The 26,868-nt window shown below is 28.8% G+C and carries 26 protein-coding genes, 1 pseudogene and 1 CRISPR repeat array; of the genes and pseudogenes, 11 read left to right on the top strand and 16 right to left on the bottom strand.

All coding sequences use genetic code 11. The features are described 5' to 3' along the window. The first annotated feature begins 184 nt into the window (after nucleotides 1-184). From cas9 to cas2, 3 genes and pseudogenes are all read left to right on the top strand, one after another. On the top strand, nucleotides 185-3,196 hold the full coding sequence (gene cas9, locus L8X28_RS05805) for a type II CRISPR RNA-guided endonuclease Cas9 (RefSeq protein WP_263665804.1): 3,012 nt from the start codon (nucleotides 185-187) through the stop codon (nucleotides 3,194-3,196). Further along, nucleotides 3,186-4,087, top strand: a pseudogene (gene cas1, locus L8X28_RS05800) (type II CRISPR-associated endonuclease Cas1). Before cas9 ends, cas1 begins: the two are co-directional and overlap by 11 nt. Further along, nucleotides 4,074-4,499 carry a CRISPR-associated endonuclease Cas2 gene (gene cas2 / locus L8X28_RS05795; protein WP_263665790.1) on the top strand — a complete coding sequence of 142 codons (426 nt, stop codon included), beginning with the start codon at nucleotides 4,074-4,076 and terminating at the stop codon, nucleotides 4,497-4,499. The pseudogene cas1 and the gene cas2 overlap by 14 nt, the downstream one beginning before the upstream one ends. A 146-nt stretch (nucleotides 4,500-4,645) precedes the next feature. Continuing rightward, nucleotides 4,646-5,011: direct repeats of the CRISPR family, unit length 36 nt; unit sequence ATTTTATCATAAAGAAATTTAAAAAGAGACTAAAAC. An 80-nt stretch (nucleotides 5,012-5,091) separates the two neighbouring features. Here the strand turns inward: cas2 and L8X28_RS05790 are convergent. Genes L8X28_RS05790 through L8X28_RS05775 form a run of 4 tightly spaced genes read right to left on the bottom strand, consistent with a single transcriptional unit; the run spans nucleotide 5,092 to nucleotide 8,717 of the window. Continuing rightward, nucleotides 5,092-5,583 carry a phosphatidylglycerophosphatase A gene (locus tag L8X28_RS05790; protein ID WP_133319620.1) on the bottom strand — a complete coding sequence of 164 codons (492 nt, stop codon included), beginning with the start codon at nucleotides 5,581-5,583 and terminating at the stop codon, nucleotides 5,092-5,094. 2 nt (nucleotides 5,584-5,585) lie between these two features. Further along, a complete protein-coding gene (locus L8X28_RS05785; RefSeq protein ID WP_263665789.1) occupies nucleotides 5,586-6,752 on the bottom strand; it encodes a sulfate adenylyltransferase in 1,167 nt (388 codons plus the stop codon). Continuing rightward, nucleotides 6,730-7,605, bottom strand: coding sequence for a hypothetical protein (locus tag L8X28_RS05780; RefSeq protein ID WP_220566787.1), 876 nt, complete (start codon nucleotides 7,603-7,605; stop codon nucleotides 6,730-6,732). Before L8X28_RS05780 ends, L8X28_RS05785 begins: the two co-directional genes overlap by 23 nt. Further along, entirely contained in the window at nucleotides 7,602-8,717 is a 1,116-nt protein-coding gene (locus L8X28_RS05775) for a bifunctional 2-C-methyl-D-erythritol 4-phosphate cytidylyltransferase/2-C-methyl-D-erythritol 2,4-cyclodiphosphate synthase (RefSeq protein ID WP_220566788.1), read from the bottom strand. Before L8X28_RS05775 ends, L8X28_RS05780 begins: the two co-directional genes overlap by 4 nt. A 107-nt stretch (nucleotides 8,718-8,824) precedes the next feature. Between L8X28_RS05775 and L8X28_RS05770 the strand changes: the two genes are divergently transcribed. Together L8X28_RS05770 and L8X28_RS05765 are read left to right on the top strand one after the other, a co-directional pair. Next, nucleotides 8,825-9,928, top strand: a complete 1,104-nt coding sequence (locus L8X28_RS05770; protein WP_263665788.1) for an Mrp/NBP35 family ATP-binding protein — start codon at nucleotides 8,825-8,827, stop codon at nucleotides 9,926-9,928. A 10-nt stretch (nucleotides 9,929-9,938) separates the two neighbouring features. After that, nucleotides 9,939-11,102 (top strand): 2,3,4,5-tetrahydropyridine-2,6-carboxylate N-succinyltransferase, encoded by a 1,164-nt coding sequence (locus L8X28_RS05765; protein ID WP_263665787.1) that lies wholly within the window; start codon nucleotides 9,939-9,941, stop codon nucleotides 11,100-11,102. A gap of 337 nt (nucleotides 11,103-11,439) precedes the next feature. Here L8X28_RS05765 and L8X28_RS05760 read toward each other — a convergent pair whose 3' ends face one another. The 3 genes from L8X28_RS05760 to galU form a co-directional block, all read right to left on the bottom strand. Beyond that, entirely contained in the window at nucleotides 11,440-11,895 is a 456-nt protein-coding gene (locus L8X28_RS05760) for a Dps family protein (RefSeq protein WP_263665786.1), read from the bottom strand. 130 nt (nucleotides 11,896-12,025) lie between these two features. Beyond that, on the bottom strand, nucleotides 12,026-13,249 hold the full coding sequence (locus L8X28_RS05755) for a glucose-6-phosphate isomerase (protein ID WP_263664823.1): 1,224 nt from the start codon (nucleotides 13,247-13,249) through the stop codon (nucleotides 12,026-12,028). Beyond that, nucleotides 13,239-14,069 (bottom strand): UTP--glucose-1-phosphate uridylyltransferase GalU, encoded by an 831-nt coding sequence (galU, locus tag L8X28_RS05750; protein ID WP_263665785.1) that lies wholly within the window; start codon nucleotides 14,067-14,069, stop codon nucleotides 13,239-13,241. The genes L8X28_RS05755 and galU overlap by 11 nt, the downstream gene beginning before the upstream one ends. A 74-nt stretch (nucleotides 14,070-14,143) precedes the next feature. On the opposite strand from galU, the gene L8X28_RS05745 reads away from it, so the two are divergent. Next, nucleotides 14,144-14,725, top strand: a complete 582-nt coding sequence (locus L8X28_RS05745; RefSeq protein WP_263665784.1) for an IMPACT family protein — start codon at nucleotides 14,144-14,146, stop codon at nucleotides 14,723-14,725. 19 nt (nucleotides 14,726-14,744) lie between these two features. On the opposite strand, the gene L8X28_RS05740 is transcribed toward L8X28_RS05745, so the two are convergent. The 6 genes from L8X28_RS05740 to L8X28_RS05715 form a co-directional block, all read right to left on the bottom strand. After that, a complete protein-coding gene (locus L8X28_RS05740) occupies nucleotides 14,745-15,077 on the bottom strand; it encodes a hypothetical protein (RefSeq protein WP_263665783.1) in 333 nt (110 codons plus the stop codon). 50 nt (nucleotides 15,078-15,127) lie between these two features. Then, on the bottom strand, nucleotides 15,128-15,460 hold the full coding sequence (locus L8X28_RS05735) for a hypothetical protein (RefSeq protein WP_039617462.1): 333 nt from the start codon (nucleotides 15,458-15,460) through the stop codon (nucleotides 15,128-15,130). Further along, on the bottom strand, nucleotides 15,457-17,031 hold the full coding sequence (locus L8X28_RS05730; protein ID WP_263665782.1) for an ABC-F family ATP-binding cassette domain-containing protein: 1,575 nt from the start codon (nucleotides 17,029-17,031) through the stop codon (nucleotides 15,457-15,459). The genes L8X28_RS05735 and L8X28_RS05730 overlap by 4 nt, the downstream gene beginning before the upstream one ends. Before the next feature lie 120 nt (nucleotides 17,032-17,151). After that, complete coding sequence (locus L8X28_RS05725; RefSeq protein WP_263660686.1) at nucleotides 17,152-17,658, bottom strand: hypothetical protein; 507 nt, start codon at nucleotides 17,656-17,658, stop codon at nucleotides 17,152-17,154. A gap of 30 nt (nucleotides 17,659-17,688) precedes the next feature. Continuing rightward, the gene (locus L8X28_RS05720; protein WP_263665781.1) at nucleotides 17,689-17,946 is read right to left on the bottom strand and encodes a hypothetical protein; all 258 of its coding nucleotides are present in this window, start codon (nucleotides 17,944-17,946) and stop codon (nucleotides 17,689-17,691) included. Between the two features lie 51 nt (nucleotides 17,947-17,997). Further along, nucleotides 17,998-18,489: a TM2 domain-containing protein gene (locus L8X28_RS05715; RefSeq protein ID WP_263665780.1), complete on the bottom strand. Its 492-nt coding sequence runs from the start codon at nucleotides 18,487-18,489 to the stop codon at nucleotides 17,998-18,000. 168 nt (nucleotides 18,490-18,657) lie between these two features. On the opposite strand from L8X28_RS05715, the gene L8X28_RS05710 reads away from it, so the two are divergent. The 3 genes from L8X28_RS05710 (at nucleotide 18,658) to L8X28_RS05700 (ending at nucleotide 21,488) form a co-directional block, all read left to right on the top strand. Further along, nucleotides 18,658-18,867, top strand: a complete 210-nt coding sequence (locus tag L8X28_RS05710; protein ID WP_039662706.1) for a hypothetical protein — start codon at nucleotides 18,658-18,660, stop codon at nucleotides 18,865-18,867. Between the two features lie 253 nt (nucleotides 18,868-19,120). After that, entirely contained in the window at nucleotides 19,121-20,119 is a 999-nt protein-coding gene (locus tag L8X28_RS05705; protein WP_133319607.1) for a hypothetical protein, read from the top strand. A 1-nt stretch (nucleotide 20,120) separates the two neighbouring features. Then, on the top strand, nucleotides 20,121-21,488 hold the full coding sequence (locus L8X28_RS05700; RefSeq protein ID WP_263665779.1) for a phosphomannomutase/phosphoglucomutase: 1,368 nt from the start codon (nucleotides 20,121-20,123) through the stop codon (nucleotides 21,486-21,488). Here L8X28_RS05700 and tilS read toward each other — a convergent pair. After that, nucleotides 21,469-22,431 carry a tRNA lysidine(34) synthetase TilS gene (tilS, locus tag L8X28_RS05695; RefSeq protein WP_263665778.1) on the bottom strand — a complete coding sequence of 321 codons (963 nt, stop codon included), beginning with the start codon at nucleotides 22,429-22,431 and terminating at the stop codon, nucleotides 21,469-21,471. The two genes, L8X28_RS05700 and tilS, sit on opposite strands and share 20 nt — an antisense overlap. Beyond that, nucleotides 22,421-23,737, bottom strand: a complete 1,317-nt coding sequence (gene rimO / locus L8X28_RS05690) for a 30S ribosomal protein S12 methylthiotransferase RimO (RefSeq protein WP_263665777.1) — start codon at nucleotides 23,735-23,737, stop codon at nucleotides 22,421-22,423. The genes tilS and rimO overlap by 11 nt, the downstream gene beginning before the upstream one ends. A 76-nt stretch (nucleotides 23,738-23,813) precedes the next feature. Here rimO and prfB point away from each other — a divergent pair, with 76 nt between their 5' ends. Both prfB and L8X28_RS05680 read left to right on the top strand, forming a co-directional pair. Next, nucleotides 23,814-24,914: a peptide chain release factor 2 gene (gene prfB / locus L8X28_RS05685; RefSeq protein ID WP_039617474.1), complete on the top strand. Its 1,101-nt coding sequence runs from the start codon at nucleotides 23,814-23,816 to the stop codon at nucleotides 24,912-24,914. 19 nt (nucleotides 24,915-24,933) lie between these two features. After that, nucleotides 24,934-25,770, top strand: coding sequence for a universal stress protein (locus L8X28_RS05680; RefSeq protein WP_263665776.1), 837 nt, complete (start codon nucleotides 24,934-24,936; stop codon nucleotides 25,768-25,770). 57 nt (nucleotides 25,771-25,827) lie between these two features. Here L8X28_RS05680 and L8X28_RS05675 read toward each other — a convergent pair whose 3' ends face one another. Then, nucleotides 25,828-26,865: a YeiH family protein gene (locus tag L8X28_RS05675; RefSeq protein WP_263665775.1), complete on the bottom strand. Its 1,038-nt coding sequence runs from the start codon at nucleotides 26,863-26,865 to the stop codon at nucleotides 25,828-25,830. Nucleotides 26,866-26,868: the final 3 nt, after the last annotated feature.

Raw genomic sequence — 26,868 nt, 5'->3', positions numbered from 1 at the left:
TATTTTACTATTAAGTGGTAGCTTGAAATTAATTTCTTATTTTAATCTTTTTTCAAGAGTAAGGCCATCATACTCGGTGGCTTTTTAAAATCTGTTTTAGAAATTTTATTATATAAATTTAATATAAGATATATAAAAATTTTATATAATTTTAACTATAACAGTTAAATCAACAAAGAGTAATATTATGAGGATATTAGGTTTTGATATAGGAATTAATTCTATAGGTTGGGCTTTCGTAGAAAACGATGAACTAAAAGATTGTGGAGTAAGAATTTTTACCGAGGCCGAGAATCCAGCAAATAAAGAATCTTTAGCCTTGCCTAGACGCAATGCAAGAAGTTCTAGAAGACGTTTAAAAAGAAGAAAAGCAAGATTGGTTGCTATCAAGCGTATTCTTGCAAAAGAATTAAAATTAAACTACAAAGATTATGTAGCAGCTGATGGAGAGCTGCCTAAGGCTTACGAAGGGAAGTTAACAAGCATTTATGAGCTAAGATATAAAGCATTGATTCAAAAGTTAGAAACAAAAGATCTAGCAAGAGTGATTTTGCATATAGCAAAACATCGTGGCTACATGAACAAAAACGAAAAAAAATCAAACGACGCCAAAAAAGGAAAAATTTTAAGTGCTTTAAAAAATAATGCTTTGAAATTAGAAAACTATCAAAGTGTTGGAGAATATTTTTATAAAGAATTTTTCCAAAAATATAAAGAAAATACTAAAAATTTCATCAAGATCCGCAATACCAAAGATAATTATAATAATTGTGTTTTATCAAGTGACTTAGAAAAAGAACTAAAGCTTATCTTAGAAAAACAAAAAGAATTTGGCTATAACTATAGTGAAGATTTTATAAATGAAATTCTTAAAGTCGCATTTTTTCAAAGACCTTTAAAAGATTTTTCACATTTAGTGGGAGCTTGTACTTTTTTTGAGGAAGAAAAGCGAGCTTGCAAAAATTCATATAGCGCTTGGGAGTTTGTGGCTTTAACTAAGATTATCAACGAAATAAAAAGCTTGGAAAAAATAAGCGGAGAGATTGTACCAACTCAAACAATAAATGAAGTTTTAAATCTCATTTTAGATAAAGGAAGTATCACATATAAAAAATTTAGATCTTGTATCAATTTGCATGAAAGTATTAGTTTTAAAAGTCTTAAATACGATAAAGAAAACGCTGAAAATGCAAAATTAATTGACTTTAGAAAGTTAGTAGAATTTAAAAAAGCTTTAGGAGTGCATTCTCTTAGTAGACAAGAGTTGGATCAAATATCTACGCATATTACCTTAATAAAAGATAATGTTAAACTTAAAACTGTTTTAGAAAAATACAATTTAAGCAATGAGCAAATCAATAATTTACTTGAAATTGAATTTAATGATTATATTAATCTCAGTTTTAAAGCACTTGGCATGATCCTTCCTTTGATGAGAGAGGGAAAAAGATACGATGAAGCATGTGAAATTGCAAATTTAAAACCAAAAACAGTTGATGAAAAAAAAGATTTCCTTCCAGCTTTCTGTGATAGTATATTTGCGCACGAGCTTAGTAATCCTGTTGTAAATAGAGCTATAAGTGAGTATAGAAAGATCTTAAATGCTTTGCTTAAAAAATATGACAAAGTACATAAAATTCATTTAGAATTGGCAAGAGATGTAGGGCTTAGCAAGAAAGCAAGAGAAAAAATAAAAAAAGAACAAGAAGAAAATCAAGCGGTTAATGCTTGGGCTTTAAAGGAGTGTGAAAACATAGGGCTTAAGGCAAGTGCTAAAAATATTTTAAAATTAAAACTATGGAAAGAACAAAAAGAAATTTGTGTTTACAGTGGCAAGAAAATATCCATAGAACATTTAAAAGATGAAAAAGCCTTAGAAGTTGATCATATATATCCTTACTCAAGAAGTTTTGATGATTCATTTATGAATAAAGTTTTGGTTTTTACCAAAGAAAATCAAGAGAAACTTAACAAAACACCTTTTGAAGCTTTTGGAAAAAACATAGAAAAATGGAGTAAAATTCAAACACTAGCTCAAAATCTTCCTTATAAAAAGAAAAATAAAATTTTAGATGAAAATTTCAAAGACAAACAACAAGAAGATTTCATCAGTAGAAATTTAAACGACACAAGATATATCGCAACTTTAATAGCTAAATATACAAAAGAGTATTTAAATTTTTTACCTTTAAGTGAAAATGAAAATACAAATTTAAAAAGTGGGGAAAAAGGAAGCAAAATTCATATTCAAACTGTCAATGGTATGCTCACATCAGTTTTAAGACACACTTGGGGTTTTGATAAAAAAGATAGAAATAATCATCTTCACCATGCGCTTGATGCGATTATAGTTGCTTATAGTACAAGCTCAATCATAAAAGCTTTTTCAGATTTTAGGAAAAATCAAGAGCTTCTAAAAGCAAGATTTTACGCTAAAGAGCTTACAAGTGATAATTATAAACATCAAGTTAAATTTTTTGAACCTTTTAAAGGCTTTAGGGAAAAAATTTTAAGTAAAATCGATGAAATATTTGTTTCAAAACCACCTAGAAAAAGAGTAAGAAGAGCTTTACATAAAGATACTTTTTATTCTGAAAATAAAATTATCGATGAATGTAGCTACAATTCTAAAGAAGGCTTACAAATAGCGCTAAGCTGTGGAAGAGTTAGAAAAATAGGCACAAAATATGTTAAAAATGATACTATAGTAAGGGTTGATATCTTTAAAAAGCAAAACAAATTTTATGCTATACCTATTTATGCTATGGATTTTGCCTTAGGAATTTTGCCAAATAAAATAGTGATCACTGGTAAAGATAAAAATAGCAATCCAAAACAATGGCAAACAATAGATGAAAGTTATGAATTTTGTTTTTCTTTATATAAAAATGATTTGATTTTGTTGCAGAAAAAAAATATGCAAGAGCCTGAATTTGCTTATTATAACGATTTTAGTATTAGCACCTCTAGTATTTGTGTTGAAAAACACGATAATAAATTTGAAAATTTAACATCTAACCAAAAATTATTATTTTCTAATGCAAAAGAAGGAAGTGTCAAGGTTGAAAGTTTAGGAATCCAAAATTTAAAAGTATTTGAAAAATACATTATAACCCCTCTTGGGGATAAAATAAAAGCAGATTTTCAACCAAGAGAAAATATCTCTTTAAAATCAAGTAAAAAAAATGGCTTATGATGAAGCTTTTAAAAGCGTATTGATCGCAAATCAAGCAAAACTAAGCCTTGAATTAAATCATCTTGTAATAAAACAAGATGATAAAGAAGCTAGAATTTTTCTAAAAGATATTAATTTTATTATATTAGAATCTTTACAAGCAAGTATTACTTCAAGCTTGCTTAGTGCTTTGGCTAAATATAAAATTATACTTTTAACTTGTGATGAATCTCACAATATAAATGGAATTTTTTCTCCATTTTTAGGACATTTTATAAGTGCAAAAGTAGCTAAAAAACAAATCGCAGTAAGTCTGCAAAGAAAAGCGATTTTATGGCAAAAGATTATTAAAAACAAAATTTCAAATCAAGCTTATATTTTAAAAATTACCAATCATTCTAAAGAAGCCAAAGAACTTTTAAATATGGTTAAAAATGTAAATTTAAACGACTCTAAAAACTTAGAATCAACTGCAGCTGCTTTATATTTTAAAACGTTATTTGGTAAAGATTTTACAAGAAATGATATATGTTTTATAAACTCAGGATTAAACTATGGTTATGCTATTATAAGGTCGCTTATCGTTAGGGCAGTTTGTATAAGTGGGCTTTTGCCATGGCAAGGTATAAAACATGATAATATTTACAATGATTTTAATCTTTGCGATGATTTGATAGAAGTTTTTAGACCGTTGATTGATTTGTGTGTATTTAAGCTAAAAGATACAAAAAATAGTGAATTTTTAGACAAGGAAATAAAGCAAAAATTAATTGGTATTTTGCAAGAAGAAGTGATTTTTGAAAATAAATCTTATCCTTTAAATAGAGCTATAAATTTTTACGTGCAAAATTTAAAAATGCTTTATTAGAAGATGATGAGCTGATAATGGTAAATTTATATGATAGAAGATAAATTTATGAGAGTTTTATTGATGTTTGATGTGCCTATCAAAAGCAAAAAGGATCAAAAAAACGCAAATAAATTTAGAAACTCATTGATAAAGCTTGGATTTTTCATGATACAATTTAGCGTGTATGTGAAAATTTGCAAAGGATCAGCTTCGGCAAAAACAACGATAAAATCTATAGAAAAAATTTTACCACCTTATGGAAATATAAGAGTTTTAACTATAACAGAAAAACAATTTGATAATATGCAAATTCTTTTAGGTGGGGTTTCTTTTAATGAAAAAATGAATGATGATAAGAACTTAGTCCTTTTTGAATATGATGAAAAAACTCAAGATTTTAAATATAGTAATGAAAAAACAAATAAAGAAAGGAAAAAAACCAAGTTTATACAACCTAGTTTATTTGAATTTTAATGGTTTTAAAGGGATTGTAACCCTGCGTGGATGACCAAAAACCACTTATTTTAGTCTCTTTTTAAATTTCTTTAGCAAGAATTATAGCATATTTTAGATTTTTTTCTATAGAAAAACACCTAGTTTTCTTTATTTGATAAAGATCTATTTTATCATAAAGAAATTTAAAAAGAGACTAAAACTAAATCTAAGCTATCGCCATTTGCAGTAGAATTTTATCATAAAGAAATTTAAAAAGAGACTAAAACCATTTGTTTATCTTCTAATCTAGCTAAATTATTTTATCATAAAGAAATTTAAAAAGAGACTAAAACCATAAAACCTAAACCTTTCATAGTAGAAAGATTTTATCATAAAGAAATTTAAAAAGAGACTAAAACTATATCTATCATATCCTCGTTTATATCTATATTTTATCATAAAGAAATTTAAAAAGAGACTAAAACCTTAGTGCCTGTTTCATTAGTTATGATATTATTTTATCATAAAGAAATTTAAAAAGAGACTAAAACAGACTCTACTATTACTATGCGTTACCCCCCCCCCTTTTTTTTTGATATTTTGTCGTAAAAATTAAAGTGAAAATATAAAATTAAAATATCTCCATAATGCTTATATCAAACCATAAAAGATCAAATTTAAGTAAAATTCCATAAATCACTGCACTAAATAATCCTGCGAAAATTCCTGCTAAAACATCATCTAGCATTACACCCAAACCACCTTTAGTTTTTTTGTCAATTTTACCTATGATAGAAGGTTTTGTGATATCAAAAAATCTAAATAAAACAAAAGAAAGCAAAAAAGTAAAAACACTCTGTCCGCAAATTGCCAAGGCTAAAAATACCCCAACAACTTCATCTATTACAATATGCTTATCATCGTGTATGCCTGTTTGTTTTTCATATTGATCGATGATTTTTATAGAGATTAAAAAAAGTAAAATTGCAAGCAAGATCAAAGTTCCTATGCCCAAATACCTTAAAATAAAAAAAGCAGGGATTAGCGCTGCTATCGTGCCAAAAGTTCCTGGAGCTTTATTAACACTACCTGAATAAAAAAAAGTTAAAAATAATTTTTGCATGATTACACCATATATGACATTTGATGAAGTTTTATAAGTTGCTCATAAAATTCTTTATCGCTTCGATACTCTAAAATACCATGTGTAGGGAAAAGATTACTATAGATATTTTGTTTATTATGAAAGCGATTTGGGAAAAGCTCAGATAAAATCAAAGCTGAAATTTCTCTTCTTATAAAAACTGCTGGTGGAATGATACCAAGTCTAAGTAAATTTTTTAAAGAATCACCATGGTATTTCATATGATGATGAGCTCCATGGGGACATGATTTGGTACTTACTACCATTTTACATTCATCACAAAATACAAATTCAGGAAGTATGGTAACTTCTATATTATAATCTTTTGCAAAATCATCAAGCACGGTAAAGGTTCTGTTTTGATTAAAATACATCCCAAGTCCTGCATGATTTTGTCCTACAAAAAGTTTATTACAATCAAAACTTTTAGCCAAAGCACACTCAAGCACAGGGTTTAAATGCGAGGCAAAAATTTTGATATTATGTAAAGGTATAAGTAAAACCCTAGAAGATGGTAAGTAATTTTGCGCAAAAACATCAAAACAACGCTTTTTGAGTTTTAAGCTCAATCCGTTGTTTTCATAGGATTCTATAAGGAAAATAATCACTAAATCAGATTGTTCTATAGCCCATCTTAAAATTCTCTCATGTGCTCTATGAAAAGGATCAAAACTTGAAACAATGGCTGTGATATTAGAAGGATTTAATCTTTTTTTGATTTTTTCAAAATCTTCTTTAATGGCTTTGATATTATTGTGATAAATTTCAAATTCGCCACTTATACAAATTTTTCCAAAATCTTGGATCAAGCAAGCATTAGGTCTAAAAATATCATTGCTATTTTTATCATTTTCAAATTTGCTTTCTAAAATGATATGTCCTATGGGTTTATCATTGCAAATAAAGTCTATTTTATCGCCAACTTTTGCATTTTCTAAAGTAGTATTATTTTCTTTTGTACTTGCAGGTGCAAAGGTGAGAGTATAAGGAATTTTTTGTTTATGTATCATTCCTGTGGCTATAACTTCATCTCTTTCTTTTTGATTCATTAATTTTGTAAAAGAACCAAAAACTCCTTCTTTGATAAAACATAAAACTTCGTATTCTTCTTCTGAGATTGTAATACTATTTTTTCTTTGTAATGCCATATTTTTTCCTTTTTTCCCATAAAGATTTTCTAGAAATTCCTAATTTTTTTGACAAATCTGTATCAGGAAAGACATTTTGATAACTAATGATAATATGTTTAACATAATCATCAATAGTTAAAATTCCATTACTTTCGAAGTTTTTCTCATCCTCGCCTAGTTCTAAAATTTGAAAATCACTATGTTCAACATTTGTACTTGTATGTATAATAACAGCTTTTTTTAAAGCAAGGTTTAACACTTTTTCTTTGTCTGATGATTTTAGAGTTTGGAAATTTACAAGATAGTATAAACAATTATCTTTAAAGATTTTATCTAAATTTTGTTGATGTGAAAGATCTATATAAATATTTGCGACATTATGCTCATTAGTATAGTTAAATACAAAATGATCTGCAAAATTTTGATTATTAGTTTTTAAAATCAAAGGCAATTTGAATTTTTTATAATCAAAAGTTGGTAGTTTAGCTGTCTCAAATTTATGTTTTAAATAAGACTGATAAGTATGATTTAAAATATTTATTTTCTTAAATTCTTGAAAATGTTTGATTTTTCGCGTTAATTCTTCTATCATAAAAGGCTTTTGTATATAATCACTCGCACCGGCTTTTAGTGGCGCTAAAACTGTATCTGAGCTTATATAGGATATGAGTAAAATAATAATTTTATGCTTAAAAATTTCTACAATATGTTCAAAATTAGCCATACTAGTAGAAAGCAAAATGATTTCATAATCATGATGAGCAAGCTCATTAACATTTGCAATAATATCACAATCATAACCTATAGAATTAAGTTTTGAACCTATGCTTTGGGCTAAATAAAATTCATTTTCTACTATTAAAACTTTCATAATTTCATCCAATCAAAATATTTTAAATTCGCACTTACTAAAACAGCAATTCCTTCTTTTCTTCCTACAAAACCTAAATGCTCTGTGGTGGTGGCTTTGATATTGATTTTATTTGGTGTTACTTTTAATATTTTGGCTATATTAAAAGCAATATCTTCTTTAAAATCTTTCATCTTGGGCGTTTGTGCAATGATTGTAATATCAGCATTCACAAGCTCAAATCCATAATTTTGCACCAAAGTATAAGCATTTTGCAATAAAAGCATAGAATCTGCGTTTTTATATTGTATATCATTATCTGGAAAAAGTTCTCCAATATCTCCAAGTCCTGCTGCACCTAAAAGCGCATCAATTAGTGCATGAGTTAGCACATCTCCATCAGAATGAGCTTTCAAGCCCATATTTTCATGTACCTTTACTCCGCCTAAAAGTAAGGCTCTTTGCTCTCCAAATTCATGCACATCAAAGCCATTTCCATTAAAAATTTCCCAAGATGGTTTTGGTAAATTTAAGCTTTTTAAATCTTCTTTAAAGGTAATTTTTTTAGCTAACTCATCACCTTGTACATACCAAATCTTACCACCAATAGCTTGTATTGCTGTGCTATCATCGGTAAAATTTGCATTTTGCTCTAAAGCTTTTTTGAGCATACTTGTGCGCGAAAGTTGAGGGGTTTGTATGAGTTTTATTTTATCTCTGTCGATAACTTCTTGAGCATAAATTGCTGTATCGCTTACTTTTAAAACAGGTGTAATACAATCTGCTTTATCGTAATTTTCTATAATATTATTAAAAAGGTTTTTAGAAATCAAAACCCTTGCGACATCGCTAACTAAAACATATTCACTTTGTACTAAATTTAAAGCATTAAGTAATGATTGTGCTCTTGTATTACCGCCTTTAACAAAATGATACTCAGGTGCAAATCTTTTCATATAAGAAATATTACCAGAAGTAACAATTACTTGTTTAAAAGGGTAAAAAGAACTTAAATTTTTAGTTGCATAAAGCCATAATGGATGTTCACCTAGTCTTAAAAACTGCTTTTTTACCGGAGCATTAAATCTTGATGATTCTCCCGCAGATAGCATAATCAAGGAAATATCTAACATTTGTTACACCTTAATTTCTTATTAATGTTACGATATTATACACCATAAAAGCCAAAATTTATATTTATGTTAGTAGAATTAATCATTTTAAATAACAAGGAGAAAAATTGAAGGAAAAAATCGAAGAAAGACTAAAACAAGTTATATATCCAGGCTTTAAAAAAGATATAGTTAGTTTTGGTTTTGTAAAAAAAATTGAAGCAAATGAAAATCAAGCTTATATAGTAGTTGAAATCGTTTCAGCTAATGCTCAAATCGCACAAGAGCTTAGACTAAACATCGCAAATGCTTTAAAAGATTTAAATTTAGAGCTTAATTTAGAAATCATTCAACCAAAAATTCCTGAAGAAAAAAGCAATTCAAGAAGTGGTAAAAATATCGCTCCACAAATTAAAAATTTCCTTATGATTTCAAGTGGTAAAGGTGGAGTAGGTAAAAGTACTACAACTTTAAATTTAGCGATTTCTTTAGCTAAAATGGGCAAAAGAGTAGGGCTTTTAGATGCAGATATTTATGGGCCAAATATACCAAGAATGCTAGGTGAGAATAAAAGCAAACCTGAAATTGTAGGTCAAAAAATTCGTCCTATTTTATCTCATGGGGTTTATATGATGAGTATGGGTGTGCTAATAGAAGAAGGTAAAGGTTTGATGTGGCGTGGATCTATGATTATGAAAGCGATTGAGCAGCTTTTAGCTGATGTGCTTTGGCCTGAACTTGATGTATTATTGCTTGATATGCCTCCTGGAACGGGTGATGCACAAATTACCCTAGCTCAAAGCGTACCAGTGAGTGCAGGTGTGTGTGTAAGTACTCCTCAAGTAGTATCTTTAGATGATAGCAAAAGAGCGCTTGATATGTTTGAAAAATTACACATTCCTGTTGCGGGTATTATAGAAAATATGAGCGGCTTTTTATGCCCTGATAATGGTAAAGAATATGATATCTTTGGTAAAGGCACTACAGAAGAAATGGCAAAAGCTTATAAATGTGAAGTTTTAGCTCAAATTCCTATCGAAATGAGTGTAAGAGAGGGTGGAGATAGCGGTAAGCCTGTAAGTTTTTATATGCCTGAGAGTGTAAGTTCAAAAAGATATTTACAAGCTGCTGAAAAAATTTGGGAATTTATAGAAAAAGTTAATCAAGAAGGTAAAGTAGATAATTCAGCTATTCAACCTATAATGAATGGCAAAAGCGCGTGCTCGCAATAAGGAGGAAAATATGCCAATAGAAAGTAAAGAAGAATTTTTAAATTTAATCAAGCAAATCGAACAAAGGATTAATTATAAAAAGCCTAAAGCCTTTGCTATAGCAAGACTTGATCTAAGTCAAGTTGATCCTAATAAAAAACTTCAAGCTAATTTTGGTGTGATTAATTTTGAGCAAAATTATGCCGCTGCAGCTGTTATGTTTGAAGCTTTTTTTAGAAGAGGGGTTGATGTTGATTTTAATGAAAGTGAGTTTGTGGCTACTTTGATTAAAGAAGATTTGGATTTTGCGCTTGAATGTTTTGCGCCATTTTTGCAAGAGCAAGGCCATAAAAATATAGAAGCAATTAAAGCAGCCAAGGAAAATTTTAGAGAAAATGCTTTTTCTTTTGTTTGTATTTTTGAAGATGAAGCGCCAAAAAGTTTAGAAAGTGTGTATTTAAAACTTTATTTGCTTTCAAATAAAAAAGTACCTTTAAGAAGTTTAAATTTAACAGGTGCTTTTGGGATTTTACCAAATGTTGCATGGAGCGATAATAAGCCTATTGATTTAGACTTTTTAAGAGAAAATGAGATTGATTTAAAAATGAGTGGAAGGTATCCAAGGATTGATTATGTAGATAAATTTCCAAGATTTTTAGCTCATATCATTCCTGAGGATAATACTAGAATTTTAGAAAGTTCTAAAGTAAGAATGGGGGCGGTTTTAGCTGCAGGTACTACTATAATGCCAGGGGCTGCTTATGTGAATTTTAATGCAGGTACAACTGGAGCTTGTATGGTAGAAGGACGCATTAGTTCTTCAGCTGTTGTGGGTGAAGGTAGTGATGTAGGAGGTGGTGCTTCTATACTTGGTGTTTTAAGTGGTACAAGTGGTAATGCTATTAGTATTGGTAAAGCTTGTCTTTTGGGCGCAAATTCAGTTACGGGGATTCCTTTAGGAGATAATTGTATCGTTGATGCAGGCATTGCTGTTTTAGAAGGGACTAAATTTGCTTTAAAAAATAAAGAAGAACTTCAAAAAATCAACCCTGATTTTAAATTTGATAAAGATATATATAAAGGTTTAGAATTAGCAGGATTAAATGGCTTACATTTTAGACAAGATTCTCAAAGTGGAGTGATGATAGCAGCTTTAAACAAAAAAGCCGTAAAACTTAATGAAGATCTACATTAAATTCTTAGCCCTTATGGGTTAAGAATTTTAAAACTCATGTTGTAGATTTTAAATTAAACTATAGATATTGTAAAAATGATTTTTAGTATTTAGTTTTTTTAGTGAAAAATCCTACATAAAAGCTTGAGCTGAATACTTATCTAAATAATATTTTGTGATGATCATTTTTCAATGATATATTTTTGTTTAAAAATACATTGAGTTGCTATAAACTATAATTATAAAATAGTACTTAAGTGAACTTGGAATTTTATAAGAGTAGTTTCTCTTGGGAAGTTAAATTTGTTTTTTGACTTAAAGCAATAAAGCTTTGCAAGTCAAAAAACATTATAAATTCTTACATAGAGCAAGTATTTTGGATAGTTGAATTAAGCATCCAAAGAACTTTTTCGTATTTTGCGATATTTTCTTGAGCAAATGCTGCAGTTGTAGTATCGCTTGCTTTTTCAGCTTCTTCATTTAATTTTTTAAATTCAGCTAAAAGATATTTATAATCTTCTCTAATAAATTCTAAAACTTCTACAGGAGTAAAGCAATCTTTACCATTTTCTAGTTTTGGGCTTTTTGCATTTTCCATTAAAACTTTTTGGCAAGTAATAGCTTTTTCTCCAAGTTGTAAAACTCTTTCAGCGCAATCATCAAAAAGTTCTGCTATTTCTTCATAAGCTTTTTCTGTATATTCATGAATTGAAAAAAACTGTAAACCTTTTACATTCCAATGATAATTATGAAATTTAACCCATAAATGATGAGCATCTGCTTGTAATTGTAATAATTGTTTTGTTACTGACATGTTATCTCCTTTTTTTTATTTTTAAAATTATAACATAAAATTCTTAAATAATAATTATTATTATCTAATAAATTTTAATGTTAATAATTATTATATTTTCATTATACTCTTTTTTTACAATAAAGCAAATTTATTTACTTAATATATTTTTGAGTATTAATTTTCCCACCTCTACGCCAGGTTGATCATAAGTGTTAATTCCAAGCATAATGCCACATGCAGAAGTAAATAACTCATAATAATACATCAAATACCCACAGTGATAAGCATCTAATTTCTCAAGTTCTATTACATCAACACTTAAATTTTCAGCAATTAATGCATGCATGGTTGCATCGCATTGCGCGTTTAAAAGATCATGCAAATTAACTTCATTAGTAAAATCACAATTTTGTAAATGATTAAAGCTTATATTCGGGATACTAGGAGATTTTTGACTATCTTTGATTTTTAAAAAAGTAACAGTTTTATCTTTAGGTCCATCCATGATAAGTTGTAAAAAGCTATGCTGATCTCTAGCACCAATTAAAGCAATAGGAGTTAAACCTATGCGTTTAAAGCCTTGTTTTTTACCTAGACTTTCAGCAATTAGTTGAATATACCATTCATTAAAACCTTTAAAAGCATCCCCATAAGAAAAAAGCACATTAATATGCGCACTTTTATGTGTGCAGTAATGATAAGCCTTTTGTAAAATTTGATCACATTTTTTCTCAAAAAAATCCACATAACAAGCTTTTGCACCTTCTAATAAGGCTTTAGTATCATAGCCACAAAAGCTCAAAGGAACAATACCAATAGCAGATAAAACACTAAATCTACCACCGACATTTTTAGGTATAAAAAAGCATTTTATGTTTAATTCTTCTCCTAGTTTGTGAAGTTTTGACTCAAAATCAGTAATAAACACAAAATTTTTGTGTAAATTTTCATTTTTAAAATCAAAATGAGCAATGATGAGTTTAAATAAAGAAATCACTTCTATAGTTGTGCCTGATTTGCTTGCTATGATGAAAAGTGTTTTTTGGGGATTTATTTTTTGCATAGTTTGGGTAAAAGTATGTGAGGAAGTATTATCTATAATGAAAAGTTTTTTTTCTTCTACTTGATCAAATAAAAGCTCTTTTAAAGCTTTAACCCCACAACTTGATCCACCCATGCCTACTAAAACGATATTTTCTATATGAGTTTTAGTTGCGATAAATTCTTTACTTTCTTTGATTAAATCAAAGCTTGTATCTACTAAATGATAATACCCTATATCGCCACTTTCTAACTCATCATTCATTCTATTTGCATAAGCGGTAATTTTTTTAAAATCTTGGGTTTTAAAAAATAAAGTATTATTGAGCATTTTTACTTTTCTCATAAAAATAATTTGTCGCCTCAACAAAGCCTTCTACGCTTCCACAATCAAACCTTTTTCCTTTAAATTTATAAGCTAAAACCATATTATTAGTTGCTTGTGAAAGTAATGCATCAGTTAGTTGAATTTCTCCGTTTTTACCTGCTTTAGTATTTTCTAAAATACCAAAAATATCAGGCGTTAGAATGTATCTTCCTATGATAGCTAAGTTGCTTGGAGCATCTTTTGGATCAGGTTTTTCTACCATAGAATTTACCATGATCAAATCCTCCTCCACAGCATTTCCTGCTATAACCCCATAGTTTGAAACTTGATCAGCTTCAACTTCCATCACAGCTATAACAGAGCAGCGGTATTTTTCATAAATTTTTACCATTTGAGCTAAGACATTTACCCCATCTTCATTTACACATAAATCATCTGCTAAAATAACTCCAAAAGCTTCATCTTGCACTAAAGGCTTTGCTTTTAAAACCGCATCTCCTAAGCCTTTCATTTCATTTTGTCTTGTAAAAGTAAAAGTGCAGCGATCTATGAGTGTTCTTATTTCATTTAAAAGATATTCTTTTTTAGTACCTGCGATTTGGTGTTCAAGTTCATAAGAAATATCAAAATAATCCTCCAAAGCTCTTTTTCCACGCCCTGTAACAAAGCCCATGGTTTCCATACCAGCTTCTAAAGCCTCATCTACACCATAATGGATTAAAGGCTTAGTTAGTATAGGTAGCATTTCTTTAGGTAGGGTTTTTGTAGCAGGTAAAAATCTAGTACCATAACCTGCTGCAGGAAAAATACAAGTTTGAAGCATAGTTTATCCTTAAATTTTTATAAGTTGTTTTGATTATAATTTTATTTAAATATTATAACTAATTTAAGGAAAAAATGAAAACTATTGATCAAATTTATCAAGCAAAAATAGAAATCAAAAAATCAACTTTTTTGTCGTTTTTATGTCCTTTTGAAGATTTTCAAACTTTAATGCAAAAGCTAAGAAATGAGCATTTAAAAGCCGTGCATTTTGTATATGCTTATAGGTATTTAAATGAATTTGATCAAATCATAGAAGATAAAAGCGATGATGGTGAGCCAAAAGGAACTTCTGCTATGCCTTGTTTGAATGTCTTAAGAGGGGCTTTACTTGTTAATTGTGCGGTGATTGTGGTGCGTTATTTTGGAGGGATTAAACTTGGTACAGGTGGTCTTGTAAGAGCTTATAGTGAAGCTACAAATGAAGCTATTTTAAATGCGATGCTTTTAGAATTTGAAGCTAAAAATATTTTAAGTTTAAACATTCCTTTTTATCTTTATGCAAGATTTGAGCATTTTTTAAATAAAAATAACATTTCATATGAAAAAAAATTTCAAGAAAATGTTGAGTTGGTTTTAAGTGTTAATGTAAAAGAAGAAGAGGAATTTAAAAAATTTGCAAAAGAGTTTGAATTTAGTGGACTTATTTGGAAGTAAGCGTTTGCTTACTTCATTTTCATAAAGAATTTAAAAGATCTTTTATCATATCTTTTTGTGGTTCTTGTTTTTCTTCTATATTAGCTTGCATAGGAGTTTCGTTTTGTCCTCTAAAACGATAATTATAAATATTTGACATATTTGAGCTAAAAATTCCTGTGCTAAATTGATCTTGACTCATGGCTTTTGAAAAAAGCTCATCAAGTTTTATACTTTGCTCGTTTAAATTTTCGCTATTGTTTTGACTAAGTAAAGACATAAAGTCTTCATTAGCTCCTTGAGTGCTTTTATAGGCACTACTTTGACCATATCCATACTCTTTAACCGATAAATTATCATGGTTAACTTGCATGTTTTCTCCTTTCAAAATATTACAAGGAAAAAACAAGCAAAAATCATTCCTTAATCACCATGAGTTGGGTAGTATTCAGCTTCTATTTCATTGTTTTTGATAAACTCTTCTCTAGCTTTGTTACAGCGCTCATCTCTTAGTTTTCTATAAGCATTTCTACTTTCTAATTCTTGAGAAGTTAAAGGGCGATCTTCTAAAAATGAAATGTGAAAATAAGTATCATCTTCTTTGCTGAATTTTTCATAAAATTCAACATAGTCAAAATAATCTTTTTCACTTTGAAAATCAATACTTTCTTCTACATAAATAGTTGGGCCAAAACCTCTGTGATTTTGAGTAAAATGTCCAAAACCAGCTGCATATTTTATCTTAAACGAATTCATTCTAAACCTCCTAAAAATTCGTCATAATTTCCTTTAAAGTCTGTTAATTTCCCATCTTCTAAAAACCATATACGATTAGCAAAAGCACTAATTAGCTCTCTATCGTGGCTTATGCATATCACACAACCTTTGAAATTATACAAGGCTTCACCTAATGCAATGATACTTTCAAGATCTAAATGATTATCCGGTTCATCTAAAAGCAAGAAATTTCCGCGTTCTAACATTAACTTTGAAAGCATTAAGCGGTGTTTTTCACCTCCACTTAAGCTAGAAGCCATTTTTTCTTGATCACTTCCGCTAAAGAGCATTCTACCAAGACATTTGCGAATTTCATCTAAATCTTTGAATTTTTCACTCATTAACCATTCATAAAGTTTCAAATTTTCATTGATTAAATTTGTCGTATCTTGTGAAAAATATCCCATTTCTATGGTAGCACCAAGGTGGATGTGGCCACTATCAGGTTCTAATTTTGATGCAATGATTTTGGCTAAAGTGCTTTTTCCAACACCATTTGCTCCGATTAAGGCTATTTTATCACCTTTTTTTAATTTTAATTCTAAATTCTCAAATAAAGTTTTATCATAAGCTTTGCTAATACCTTTTAATTCTAAAACTTCATTTCCTATTTCTCTATTTGTTCTAAAAACTATACTAGGATCACGCCTACTTGAAGTTTTAATCTCTTCAAGCTCAAGTTTTTCTAAAGCTTTAGCTCTACTTGTAGCTTGTTTGGCTTTTGAAGCATTAGCGCTAAAACGGCGTATGAAATTTTCTAATTCTTCTCTTTCTTTTAAAGTTTTATCGCGTTTGAGTTCAGCTTGTTTAGCAAGTAAGGTTGAAGCCATATACCAATCATCATAATTTCCAGCAAAATCGCGTATTTGTTTAAAATCTACATCTAAAATTCTTGTACAAACTTTATTTAGAAAATGTCTATCATGGCTAATTACTACTAAAGTTCCCTCATGTCTTAAAAGTTCATTTTCAAGCCAAGAAATAGCTTCTAAGTCAAGGTTGTTTGTAGGTTCATCTAAAAATAATACATCAGCACCTAAAAATAATACTTGAGCTAATAAAACTTTAAATTTATCTGCGCTTTGTAAAGTGCTCATGAGAGCATTAAAATCTTTAATATTTAAAGAGCTAAGAATTTTTTCACATCTAAGCTCACAATCATAGTTTGGATCTTCTTCTGCTGTTATGATTTCAAGCTCGCTTAATCTATCATTGATTTCATCGGTAAATTCTTCACTCATATAAAGTTTTTCTTTTTCTTTTAGTGCATCATATAATCTTTTATTTGCACACATTACCGCATCTTTGATAGTGTAGTTTTCAAAAGCAAATTGATCTTGTCCTAACACTGCGATTTTTAAATTTGGATCTATGCAAATTTCTCCACTGCTTGATTCTATTTCACCTGAGAGAATTTTTAAAAAGGTTGATTTTCCTGCGCCATTTGCACCTATAAGTCCATATCTTTCACCACGGTTTAATTTTAAATTTACATCTTCAAATAAAAGTTGGTTTGCAAAACGCATAGTGAGATTTTTTACTTCTACCATAATTTTCCTTAGAATTTTTACTTATAAAAATTTTTAAGAAATTGTAACAAAAAAAGACTTGAAATTAATTGAGTATAAATTTTGCTTGGCAATAAAATAAAATTTCATTGCCAAAATAAACTAATAATCCAAAAGTTCTACAAAAACTTGTTTTTTATCATCGCTAAATTGAGCGCTATATGAAATTTGTACTTCATGCTCTCCCCCATCAAATATAATTCCTTTTAAAGTGCCTCTTGCATAATTTTCTCTCATATCATCTGGCATTTGTGGGTAAGTTAATTTCAAACTAGCTCTACAAAAACTTGTTTTTTTATCATTACTATCTTGAGTTATAAAACTACTAAAAGAAGTATAACCCACTTCATTAGCATAATCTTTTAAGTCAAATATAGGTTTTAAATGAGCTCTTAAAATTCCAATGGTATCGGTAGATAATATAGCCTCTAAATCCCTTATATCCATGCCATTTAAGCTTATTTTTAAGGCCTTTAAAGACTGCTCACTTAGTCCATACTCAATATAAACCCACTCATCATCATCTAAAATACTTTTTAATGTAAGCTGAACAACCTCATCATCGCATTTTGGCTTATTATTAAAACATCCTGTAAATAACAAAACCATTATGAAACTTAATAAAATATTTTTCATTGCTTATTCGGTTATTATTTTAATAAATTTGATAATTTCACTATTATTAGCCCCATCTTGGCTTAAAAGATTTTTTAATAAATCTAAGCTAAGCTGTGGCGGAAATATAAGATAAGAATTTTTAGGAAAATCATTTGATTTTAAACCTATGCAAAATTTTTCATCTTTATTTGTATATGTTTTTCCAGCGACAATTTTAAAAGTATTTTTCTCATAAATCAAAGTGGGTTCTGTTTCAAAAGGTGCGTGTTTTTCATTCATTTTATCTCCTTAAATAAGTAAAAATTGAGAATATTTTCTTCCACAAATATACTAAGATTTTATATCGTCTATAATTAAGTTAATTTTTTCAAGATTTTGATTTCTAAGCAATACGCCAACTATAAACAAATCTATAAACCAAATACCAAAATTACCATAATTGATTATATTTGAAGTAGCTATCCAAAATGAATCATATGAGGAATCAGCAATAAAGCCAATTATCATAGCAAGCAAAGTTAAAACTAATCTAAAAATTCCCCATCCAATTTGACCTATATAAAATCTTGCAACACCAAAACCACCTAATAAAAAATTATAAACCCAAAAGACTAGAGTTGGGTTTTTGAGCTTGGTGTATTGAAGTCTTGTATATACTTTATCCAACTTATCAGAACTTAAAGTTTCAAGTTTCTTTTTTAGATCTTCATTTGACATAATAGGATCAGAATATTTATATCCTCGACTTATTCTTTTTCTAAAAGACCCATATTCTTTTGGTAATTTATTTTTTATTGATAAAAATAAACTTGTAGCATCCATTCTTTCACTCCTTAACTTAAGATAACTTGAATTATTCCACAATTTAGCTTAATTAATATTGAAATAATCAATATTAATTAAATAAAACATAGAATATTTCAATTGTTTTTAATAAAGAATTTTTAATGTAAAATCAGCCCATAAGTATTTAAAAATTTAGGGTAGCTTATGGCAAAAAAGAGCAAACGCGATATGGCATATGAATTAGATATTGATGTTAGCACTTTGTATAATTGGAGAAAATACAAACCTAATTTATATCGCATCGTTATGCTTGGCTTTAAATTTGATGAACTTTTGGAAAAAAATAAAAAAAATTATGAAGAGCTACTTGAGATAAATCAAACCATACAAGATGAAATTGCAAAATTTAAATAAAAATAATTTAATGATTTTAATATATTTATTAGCTTTTTAATTTCGTAAAGTTTTATTTTAAAAGTTTTTTCGTGTTATCATTTGTTGCTTTGAAATTTAACTATCTAAGATAAATTACATTATTTTTTACTAAGCATATTTCAGGCATATTTATTTTAATTTCTATTTTTATTTTACTTATAATATGTATTAAAAAAATAATTCAAAATTGTTGTATAATTTTTAAAATTATTTTTAAATTAAGGTTATTTGATTGAGTTTAGTTTTATTATCTTTTTTACCTTCTTTTAGTTTTGTTTTGGAATTTTTAGCTTTATTTTTAGCTTATTTTTTTAAACAAAATAAGATTTTTTTCTTGCTTTTGTTGATTTTATGTGCTAGGGCTTTATCTTTAGTGGCAAGTGAATATCAAGCGCATTTGTTTATCTCGGTATTTTTACCTTTTTCTTTTGTGCTTTTTGTGTTTTTGCAAGATAGTAAGCTTGTTTTTGAAAGAATTAATTTTATTAAATTTGCGTATTTAGCCTTTATGGGTTTTGTAGCGTTAATACTTAGCACAAGTACTAATTTTAATGCAAGCATTACAAGTGAAATTTTCGGCCTTTCAACGCAATTTTTTAAGCCTATTAGTGAGTTAAGCTTTTGTGTATTTTGGGTAGGAATGATATTTTTATTATTTTCATATTTTAAAAATAATGATTTTCATTTTTTGCTAGCTTATATGGGCTTGAGCGTGCAATTTTTATTTTACAATAGTGTTGATTTGGGTTATTATGAATTTGCTTCTTTGGTGTTGATAGGATTTTTAGTGTATAAAGCTTATAAAATAGCCTTTTTTGACACTTTAACCAATTTGCCAAATTTAAAGGCCTTAAGAAGATATGCCCAAGGACTTGAAAATTTTCATTTAGCCTTGATTGAAGTAAAAAATATCAATGAAATTTATCATCAAAAAGACTCAAAAATGGGCGAGTTTATAATGCATGAATTTGCTAGGATTTTAAAAAAAGCTTTACATGCTAGGGTTTTTAAAGATGATAAGGATTATTTTATTATTGTATTTGAAAATGAAAATATAGCCTTTGTGCAAAGCAAGCTTCAAATGCTTGAAAATTTTATGCAAAAATATTGTTTTGAATTTAAAGAACAAAATGTAAAGTTAGAAATTAAACTTTGTTTATCAAGCAAAAATGAAAACATAGAAGAAAGTTTAAAACAAGCAAAATTAGAACTTAGAAGACAAAAGGATTAAAATGTTAGATTTGATTTTTAGAGAGTATGATATAAGAGGGCTTTACCCAAGTGAGTTAAATGAAAAAAGTGTAAAAGCTATAGGCTATGCTTTGGGTTTAGAAATGAAATCAAGGGGTTGTGAGAAAGTAAGCGTAGGTTATGATGCAAGATATAGTGCAAATGAACTTTTTAACTATTTAATCAGCGGTTTAAATAAAGCTAATATGCAAGTTTTCAATATAGGCTTAGCACCAACTCCTATGGGGTATTTTAGTTTATTTTTTGATGATATTTTTGATGCAAATATCATGATAACAGGTTCGCATAATCCAAAAGAATACAATGGCTTTAAAATAACGATTAATAAAGAAAGTTTTTTTGGTGCTGATTTGAAAAAGCTTTCTTTAAAAGTGCAAGAGTATTTAGAACTTGAAATCAATGATGATTTAAGATATGAAAATTATGATATTAAAAGCTTATACATAGACTTTTTAGCTAAACATTTTTCACATTTTAAGGGCTATAAAGAAAAAATCATTATTGATTGTGCAAATGGAGCTACTGGAGTGATTATAAAGCCTTTGGTGGAAAAATTAAATCTTAATGCACAAATTTTATTTGAAAATCCTGATGGAAATTTCCCAAATCACGCGCCCGATCCAACAGAGCTTGAAAATTTACACGCATTGCAAGTTGCGCTAAAAGAAAATGAAAATGCAAAAATGGGCTTTGCTTTTGACGGAGATGGGGATCGTTTAGTAGTAGCAAGTAAAGACTATGTATTTAAGGGCGATGAGCTTTGCTATTTATTTGCTAAAAATATAAAAAATCCTAGAGTTTTAGGTGAAGTAAAATGCTCTAAAAACCTTTTTGATGAGGTAGCTAAATTTGGTTTTATCATGATGGGTAAGACTGGACATTCTAATATTAAAAAAATGATGAAAGAGCAAAATATCGATATAGCAGCAGAGCTTAGTGGGCATATTTTCTTTAAAGATAGATATTTTGGTTATGATGATGGAATTTATGCATTTTTAAGAACTTTAGAGCTTTTAGTAAATGGTTTTGATATAGAAAAATTAGTTAAAGAATTACCAAAACTTTATGCAAGTGAAGAGATTAAGCTTAAGGTTAGTGAAGAAAATAAATTTCAAATCATAGAAAAATTTAAAGAAAAAGTAAAAGCAAATGCTTTTGAAAATGTGCTTGATTGTAATGAAATTGACGGAGTTAGAATTACCTTTAAAGAAGGCTGGGCGCTTTTGCGTGCTTCTAATACAAGTCCATATCTTATCATGCGTGCTGAAGCTACAAGTGCTGAATTTAAAGACTTTTTAGAAACAAGAGTAAAAGAACTTTTTGAAGAAATCATAAAAGAGCTTGCATAAGTTCTTTTACATCAATATTTTTTGTGTATAAATATGCTCTTAAGAGTTTAGGGATTTTTGCTTTTCTATAAATTTCTTTAAATTCTTTTGGCATTTTCTCACAACTTACAAAAGGAAAAATCAAAACTTTTTCTTGTATGTAAACAATGCCTATTTTATGCGAAATTACTCCATCGCCTTTTAAAGTTTCTTGTCTTTGTTTAGCACTTAAAAGTACTCCAAGTTTTTTAAAACATTTTGCGATTAAACTTTCATCTTTATGAGTAATGTAAATATTTTTAAATTCACAAATATTTTCTTCTTTTAAGTCTTTTTCTAGGTATTTAAAGCTCTTTTTTACTCCATTTGGATAAAGCTTTAAAAACTCATTGGCAAAATTTTTGCGTATGAAATTTCTAAAATATTTTTCATTGTCATTACTCTCATCATGAAAATAAGCGATATTGTTGTTTTTTAGGTAGTTTGAAATTTCTTCTTTTGGAATTTCAAGCAAGGGTCTTATGATGGTAAAATATTTTCTTTTTTCAATATCTTTAAAACCAAGTAATTCTCTAAGTCCTGCGCCTTTGGAAAATTGCATTAAAAACCATTCTAGTTTATCATTTAAATGATGAGCTAGTAAAAGATTATCATAAGAGTGGTTTTTGCAAAGTTCTTCAAAAAATTCATAACGCAAAGCTCTTGCATGGGCTTCGAAATTTTTTGTTATCTTGGGTGCAGTTTTGATGTAAATTTTTTTATGAAAATGCTTGGCTAATTCTTTGGCACTTTGCTCTTCTTTATCGCTATTTTTGCGAGTTTTGTAGTTTATAAAAGCAAGGTCAAAATCTACATTTTTTTCTAAAAGTATGAAAAATAAAGCACTAGAATCACTCCCATGTGAAAATGCTAAAAGATTTTTCCCTTGCTTTAAATGATTTAAATATTTGCTATCAATCATCAAGCTTTCTTAAGGCTTTTGCAATGAGTTTTTTATCTAAACTTTGTGTGATTTCACACTCATAAAGCTCACCCATTTCTAAATCGCCACAATCACTTTCATTGATGAGAATTTCTCCATCTATATTTCTATCCCAACGCAAATCTTTTGCACCGATGAAAAATTCTCCTTCAGAGCTTTGACCTTCACAAAATGCTAAAGTCTTTTTACCAACTTGTTGATTAAAGCTTTTTTCTATGCATTCATCGACGATTTTTTCTATCACTTTTAATCTTGCATTGATGATTTTACTAGGAATTTGTTCCATGTCAAAAGCTGCAGTATCTTCTTCTTTAGAATAAGCAAAAACACTAATTCTATCAAAACCAAATTCTTTTATAAAAGCGCATAATTCTTCAAAATCCTCATCACTCTCTCCAGGGTGTCCTACTATAAAACCTGTGCGTAAAAATGAATTTGGAGCTTGTTTCATTAAATTTAAAAGTTCGATTAGTTTTGCTTTATTAGCCCCGCGTTTCATGATTTTAAGCATATTATCACTGATGTGCTGCAAAGGCATATCAAAATAATTTACAAAAACTTTTGACTGAATGATTTTTTCTATCACTTCTTTACTAATGCTTGTTGGATATAGATATAAAATTCTAGCAGCCTTTACACCTTGGATATTTTCTATAGCTTCAATAAGCTTTAAAAGTCCATCTTTTTGACCTTGATCAAACAAATACGAGCTTGTATCTTGAGCAATAAAAGAAAAATCTTTATAGCCTTTTTTAACAAGTTCTTTTACTTCATTTATAATACTTTCTAAGCTTCTTGATTTAAGTTTGCCTTTAAAACTTGGTATAGCGCAAAATGAACATTTTTGATTGCACCCTTCAGCTATTTTGATAAAAGCATGATAGTTTGATCCTGTGATCACACGATTGGTATTTTTATCTTGTAAGTAAGTAGAATTTGAAAATAGATTACTTTTTTTAAGTATCATTTCATCAATTTTTTCATAATCTCCCACACCGGTAAAAAGATCAACTTCAGGTAGTTCTTTCATTAATTCTTCGCGGTAGCGCTGCATTAAACATCCTGTTACAACCAGCAACGAGTCCTTTTTTCTTTGCTCGTGTAAGTCTAAAATCGCATTTATGCTTTCTTTTTTAGCACTATCTATAAAACCACAGGTATTTACAATCAAAACATCAGCTAAGCTTGGCTCATCACAAATTTCATAATCACTTAATCTTCCAAGCATGATTTCACTATCAACTAAATTTTTATTACAACCTAAAGACATTAAAAAAAGTTTTGGCATATTTCTCACTTTAAATGTTTTATTTTTTGCTAAAATTATAAGATTAAATTATATCAAAATTAGAAAGAAAATTTTTATGGATAATTACGAATACAGCGAACTTTTAAAAAAATTAAAAAACAAAGTTGGAAATATCGCTTCTATCATTAAACCTGAAGAGATAAAAGCAAGATTAAAAGAAATAGAAAATTTAGAAAATTCCCCTTCTTTTTGGAGTGATGTAAAACAAGCAGGCGTTATAGGTAAAGAAAAAACTAAAATTTCAAATTTACTTAAAAATTATGAAAATGCAAATAATGCTTTAAATGATGCAAGCGAGCTTTTTGATCTTGCCAATAGTGAAAATGATTTAGACACCATAGAAGCTTTATTTGAAGATGCAAACAAGCTAGAAGATCTTATTGTAAATCTTGAAATTTCTATGCTTTTAAGTGGAGAAAATGATGGTAAAAATGCCATAGTTTCCATTCACCCAGGAGCAGGTGGAACGGAGAGTAATGACTGGGCTAGCATGCTTTATAGGATGTATTTGAGATTTTGTGAAAGAGAAGGCTTTAAAGTAGAAACGCTTGACTTTCAAGAAGGTGAAGAAGCAGGACTTAAAGATGTTAGCTTTTTAGTAAAAGGTGAAAATGCTTATGGGTATTTAAAAGCTGAAAATGGCATTCATCGTTTAGTAAGAACTTCTCCATTTGATAGTGCAGGACGTCGCCATACGAGTTTTTCTAGTGTGATGGTTTCACCTGAACTTGATGATGATATTGAAATAGAAATTGAAGAAAAAGATATAAGGATTGATTATTATAGAGCAAGCGGAGCAGGTGGACAACATGTTAATAAAACTGAATCAGCAGTGCGCATAACTCATATGCCAAGTGGTATAGTAGTGCAATGTCAAAACGATAGAAGCCAACACAAAAACAAAGCAACTGCTTTTAAAATGCTAAAATCACGCCTTTATGAGCTTGAGCTTATGAAACAACAAGATGAAGCAAATTCAAGTGAAAAAAGTGAGATAGGTTGGGGTCATCAAATCCGCTCTTATGTGCTTTTTCCTTATCAACAAGTCAAAGATACACGCTCAAATGAAGCTTTTTCGCAAGTTGATAATATCTTAGATGGGGATATTAAAAAAATCATAGAAGGTGTTTTAATAGCGCAAAAAGCGCAAGATTGATACTACAAAAGGATATTAAATGGAAAAAATTCTAGTTTGTGTAGATGTTTTAGAGCCTTGTAGGGAAAGTTTGCATTATGGGGTGTATTTAGCTAAAAAGCTAGATTTACCTTTAATGTTTTTATATACTATAGAACCAAATTTTACTAATGCTGAATTAGCTTGTAGTTTTGGCATAGGTGCTAGTGGGTGTGTGATTGAAGATTTAGTAGAAGAGCAAAGCCAAAAAAATGAAAATCTTTGCAAAAAAGGGCAAAGAATTTTAGAAGAATTTTGTGCTTATGCAAAAGAACAAGGCGTAAAAGAATGCTTTAGTGTGCAAAGAGATGGAGATTTAGAAGAGGTTTTAAAAGAATATAATGATCAAATAAGATTAGCCATAGCAGGTTTAAAAGGCGGGGGTAAGAAAAATAAAATAGGTATTCATACAGAAGAATTAGTAAGAGCTTTAAATGTGCCTATTTTGCTTGTAAATTCTGCTTTTAAAGAGATTAAAAGTGTGATGATGGCTTATGATGGGAGTAATTTAGCTAAAAAGGCTATAGAACAAGCCATTAAAAGACCTATTTTTAAAGAAGCAAAGCGTTATATAGTAAATGTTTCTAAAGATGAAAAAGCTTCTTGTGAGTTATTAGCTCAAGTAGGTCAAATTTTTAAAGAAGCAAATTTAAATGTACAAACACAGCATTTAAGTGGAGAGATTACTCAAGCTTTATTTGATTTTGGTGAGCAAAATGATATAGATTTATTGATCATGGGAGCTTATTCACATCATTGGTTAAAAAGTATTTTATTTGGTAGTTTGACAAATGATATTTTAACTAAGGCTAAAAAACCTTTATTGTTAATTCGCTAACATTAATTTATTTTGATTAAAGATTATAAAATAAATACATGAAGAATTTTCATGTATTTATAAATTTAATAATAAAATAAAACTAATTGATATAAAGATTAACCATATAAAAAGAAAAAATGCTATTAAAAATGGTTTAAAACCTGCATTTTTTAAAACATTTTTATGGATATTTACTCCTAAAGCTACCATAGCCATAGAAAGCAAAAGTGTGTCTATAGTTTGTATGCTTGGTTTTATATAGTTAAGCGCAAAATTGGTATTTAATATTTCAAGTGAGCTAATACCACATGCAAATAAAAACCATAAGGCAAAATAAGGAATATTTGCTTTAATGGAGATTTTTTCATTATTTTTACTTAGAAATTTCAATGAAAAAAGACTTAAGAAAATCAAAAAAGGTACTAGCATTAAAACACGCAACATTTTTTCTATGACAGCACCATCTCCTGCTTGTACAGCTTCACCTGCTGCAACAGCATGTGCAACTTCATGTAAGCTTGCTCCCATGAAATACCCCATTTGCTTTAAATTAAAAAAATCAAACCAACCTAAATTCCAAGCCAAAGGATATAAAAACATCCCTAAAGTTCCAAAAACCACCACAGTGCAAACTGCTACGCCAACTTTAGCAGAGCCACCTTTAACAATGCTTTCACTAGCCATCACAGCAGCTGCTCCACAAATGCTTGAGCCACTACTTATAAGTATGCTTTCTTTAAGATCAAGTTTGAATAATTTTCCTAACAAAAGCCCTATAAAAAAGGTAGAAAATACCACTAAAAATGCTAGCAAAATCCCATTTAATCCAACTTTTTCTAAATCATTAAAAGTAATTCTAAAACCATAAAGTATAATTCCAAGTCTTAAAATTTCTTTTGTTGCTATGCTTAAAACTCCTGATTTTTTAAGTAAATTTGCATTTTGATGTGCTAAATTTCCTATTAAAGCTCCCAAAATCACGGCTATGATTAAAGCTGAAATTCCAAGATTTTTAAAAAAATTAAGCTCAGAAATAGCAAAAGCACAAAAAGCAAGAGTAAAAAGTAGTAAAAAAGCTTCAAATTTTCTATTTTTATATATATTTTTATGCATGAA

Origin of the sequence: Campylobacter sp. CNRCH_2016_0050h (assembly GCF_025772605.1) — a bacterium.
In the GTDB taxonomy this organism is placed as follows: domain Bacteria; phylum Campylobacterota; class Campylobacteria; order Campylobacterales; family Campylobacteraceae; genus Campylobacter_D; species Campylobacter_D lari_D.
Note: the sequence above shows the minus strand (reverse complement) of the source record. Positions and strands in the feature narration are given on the sequence as shown.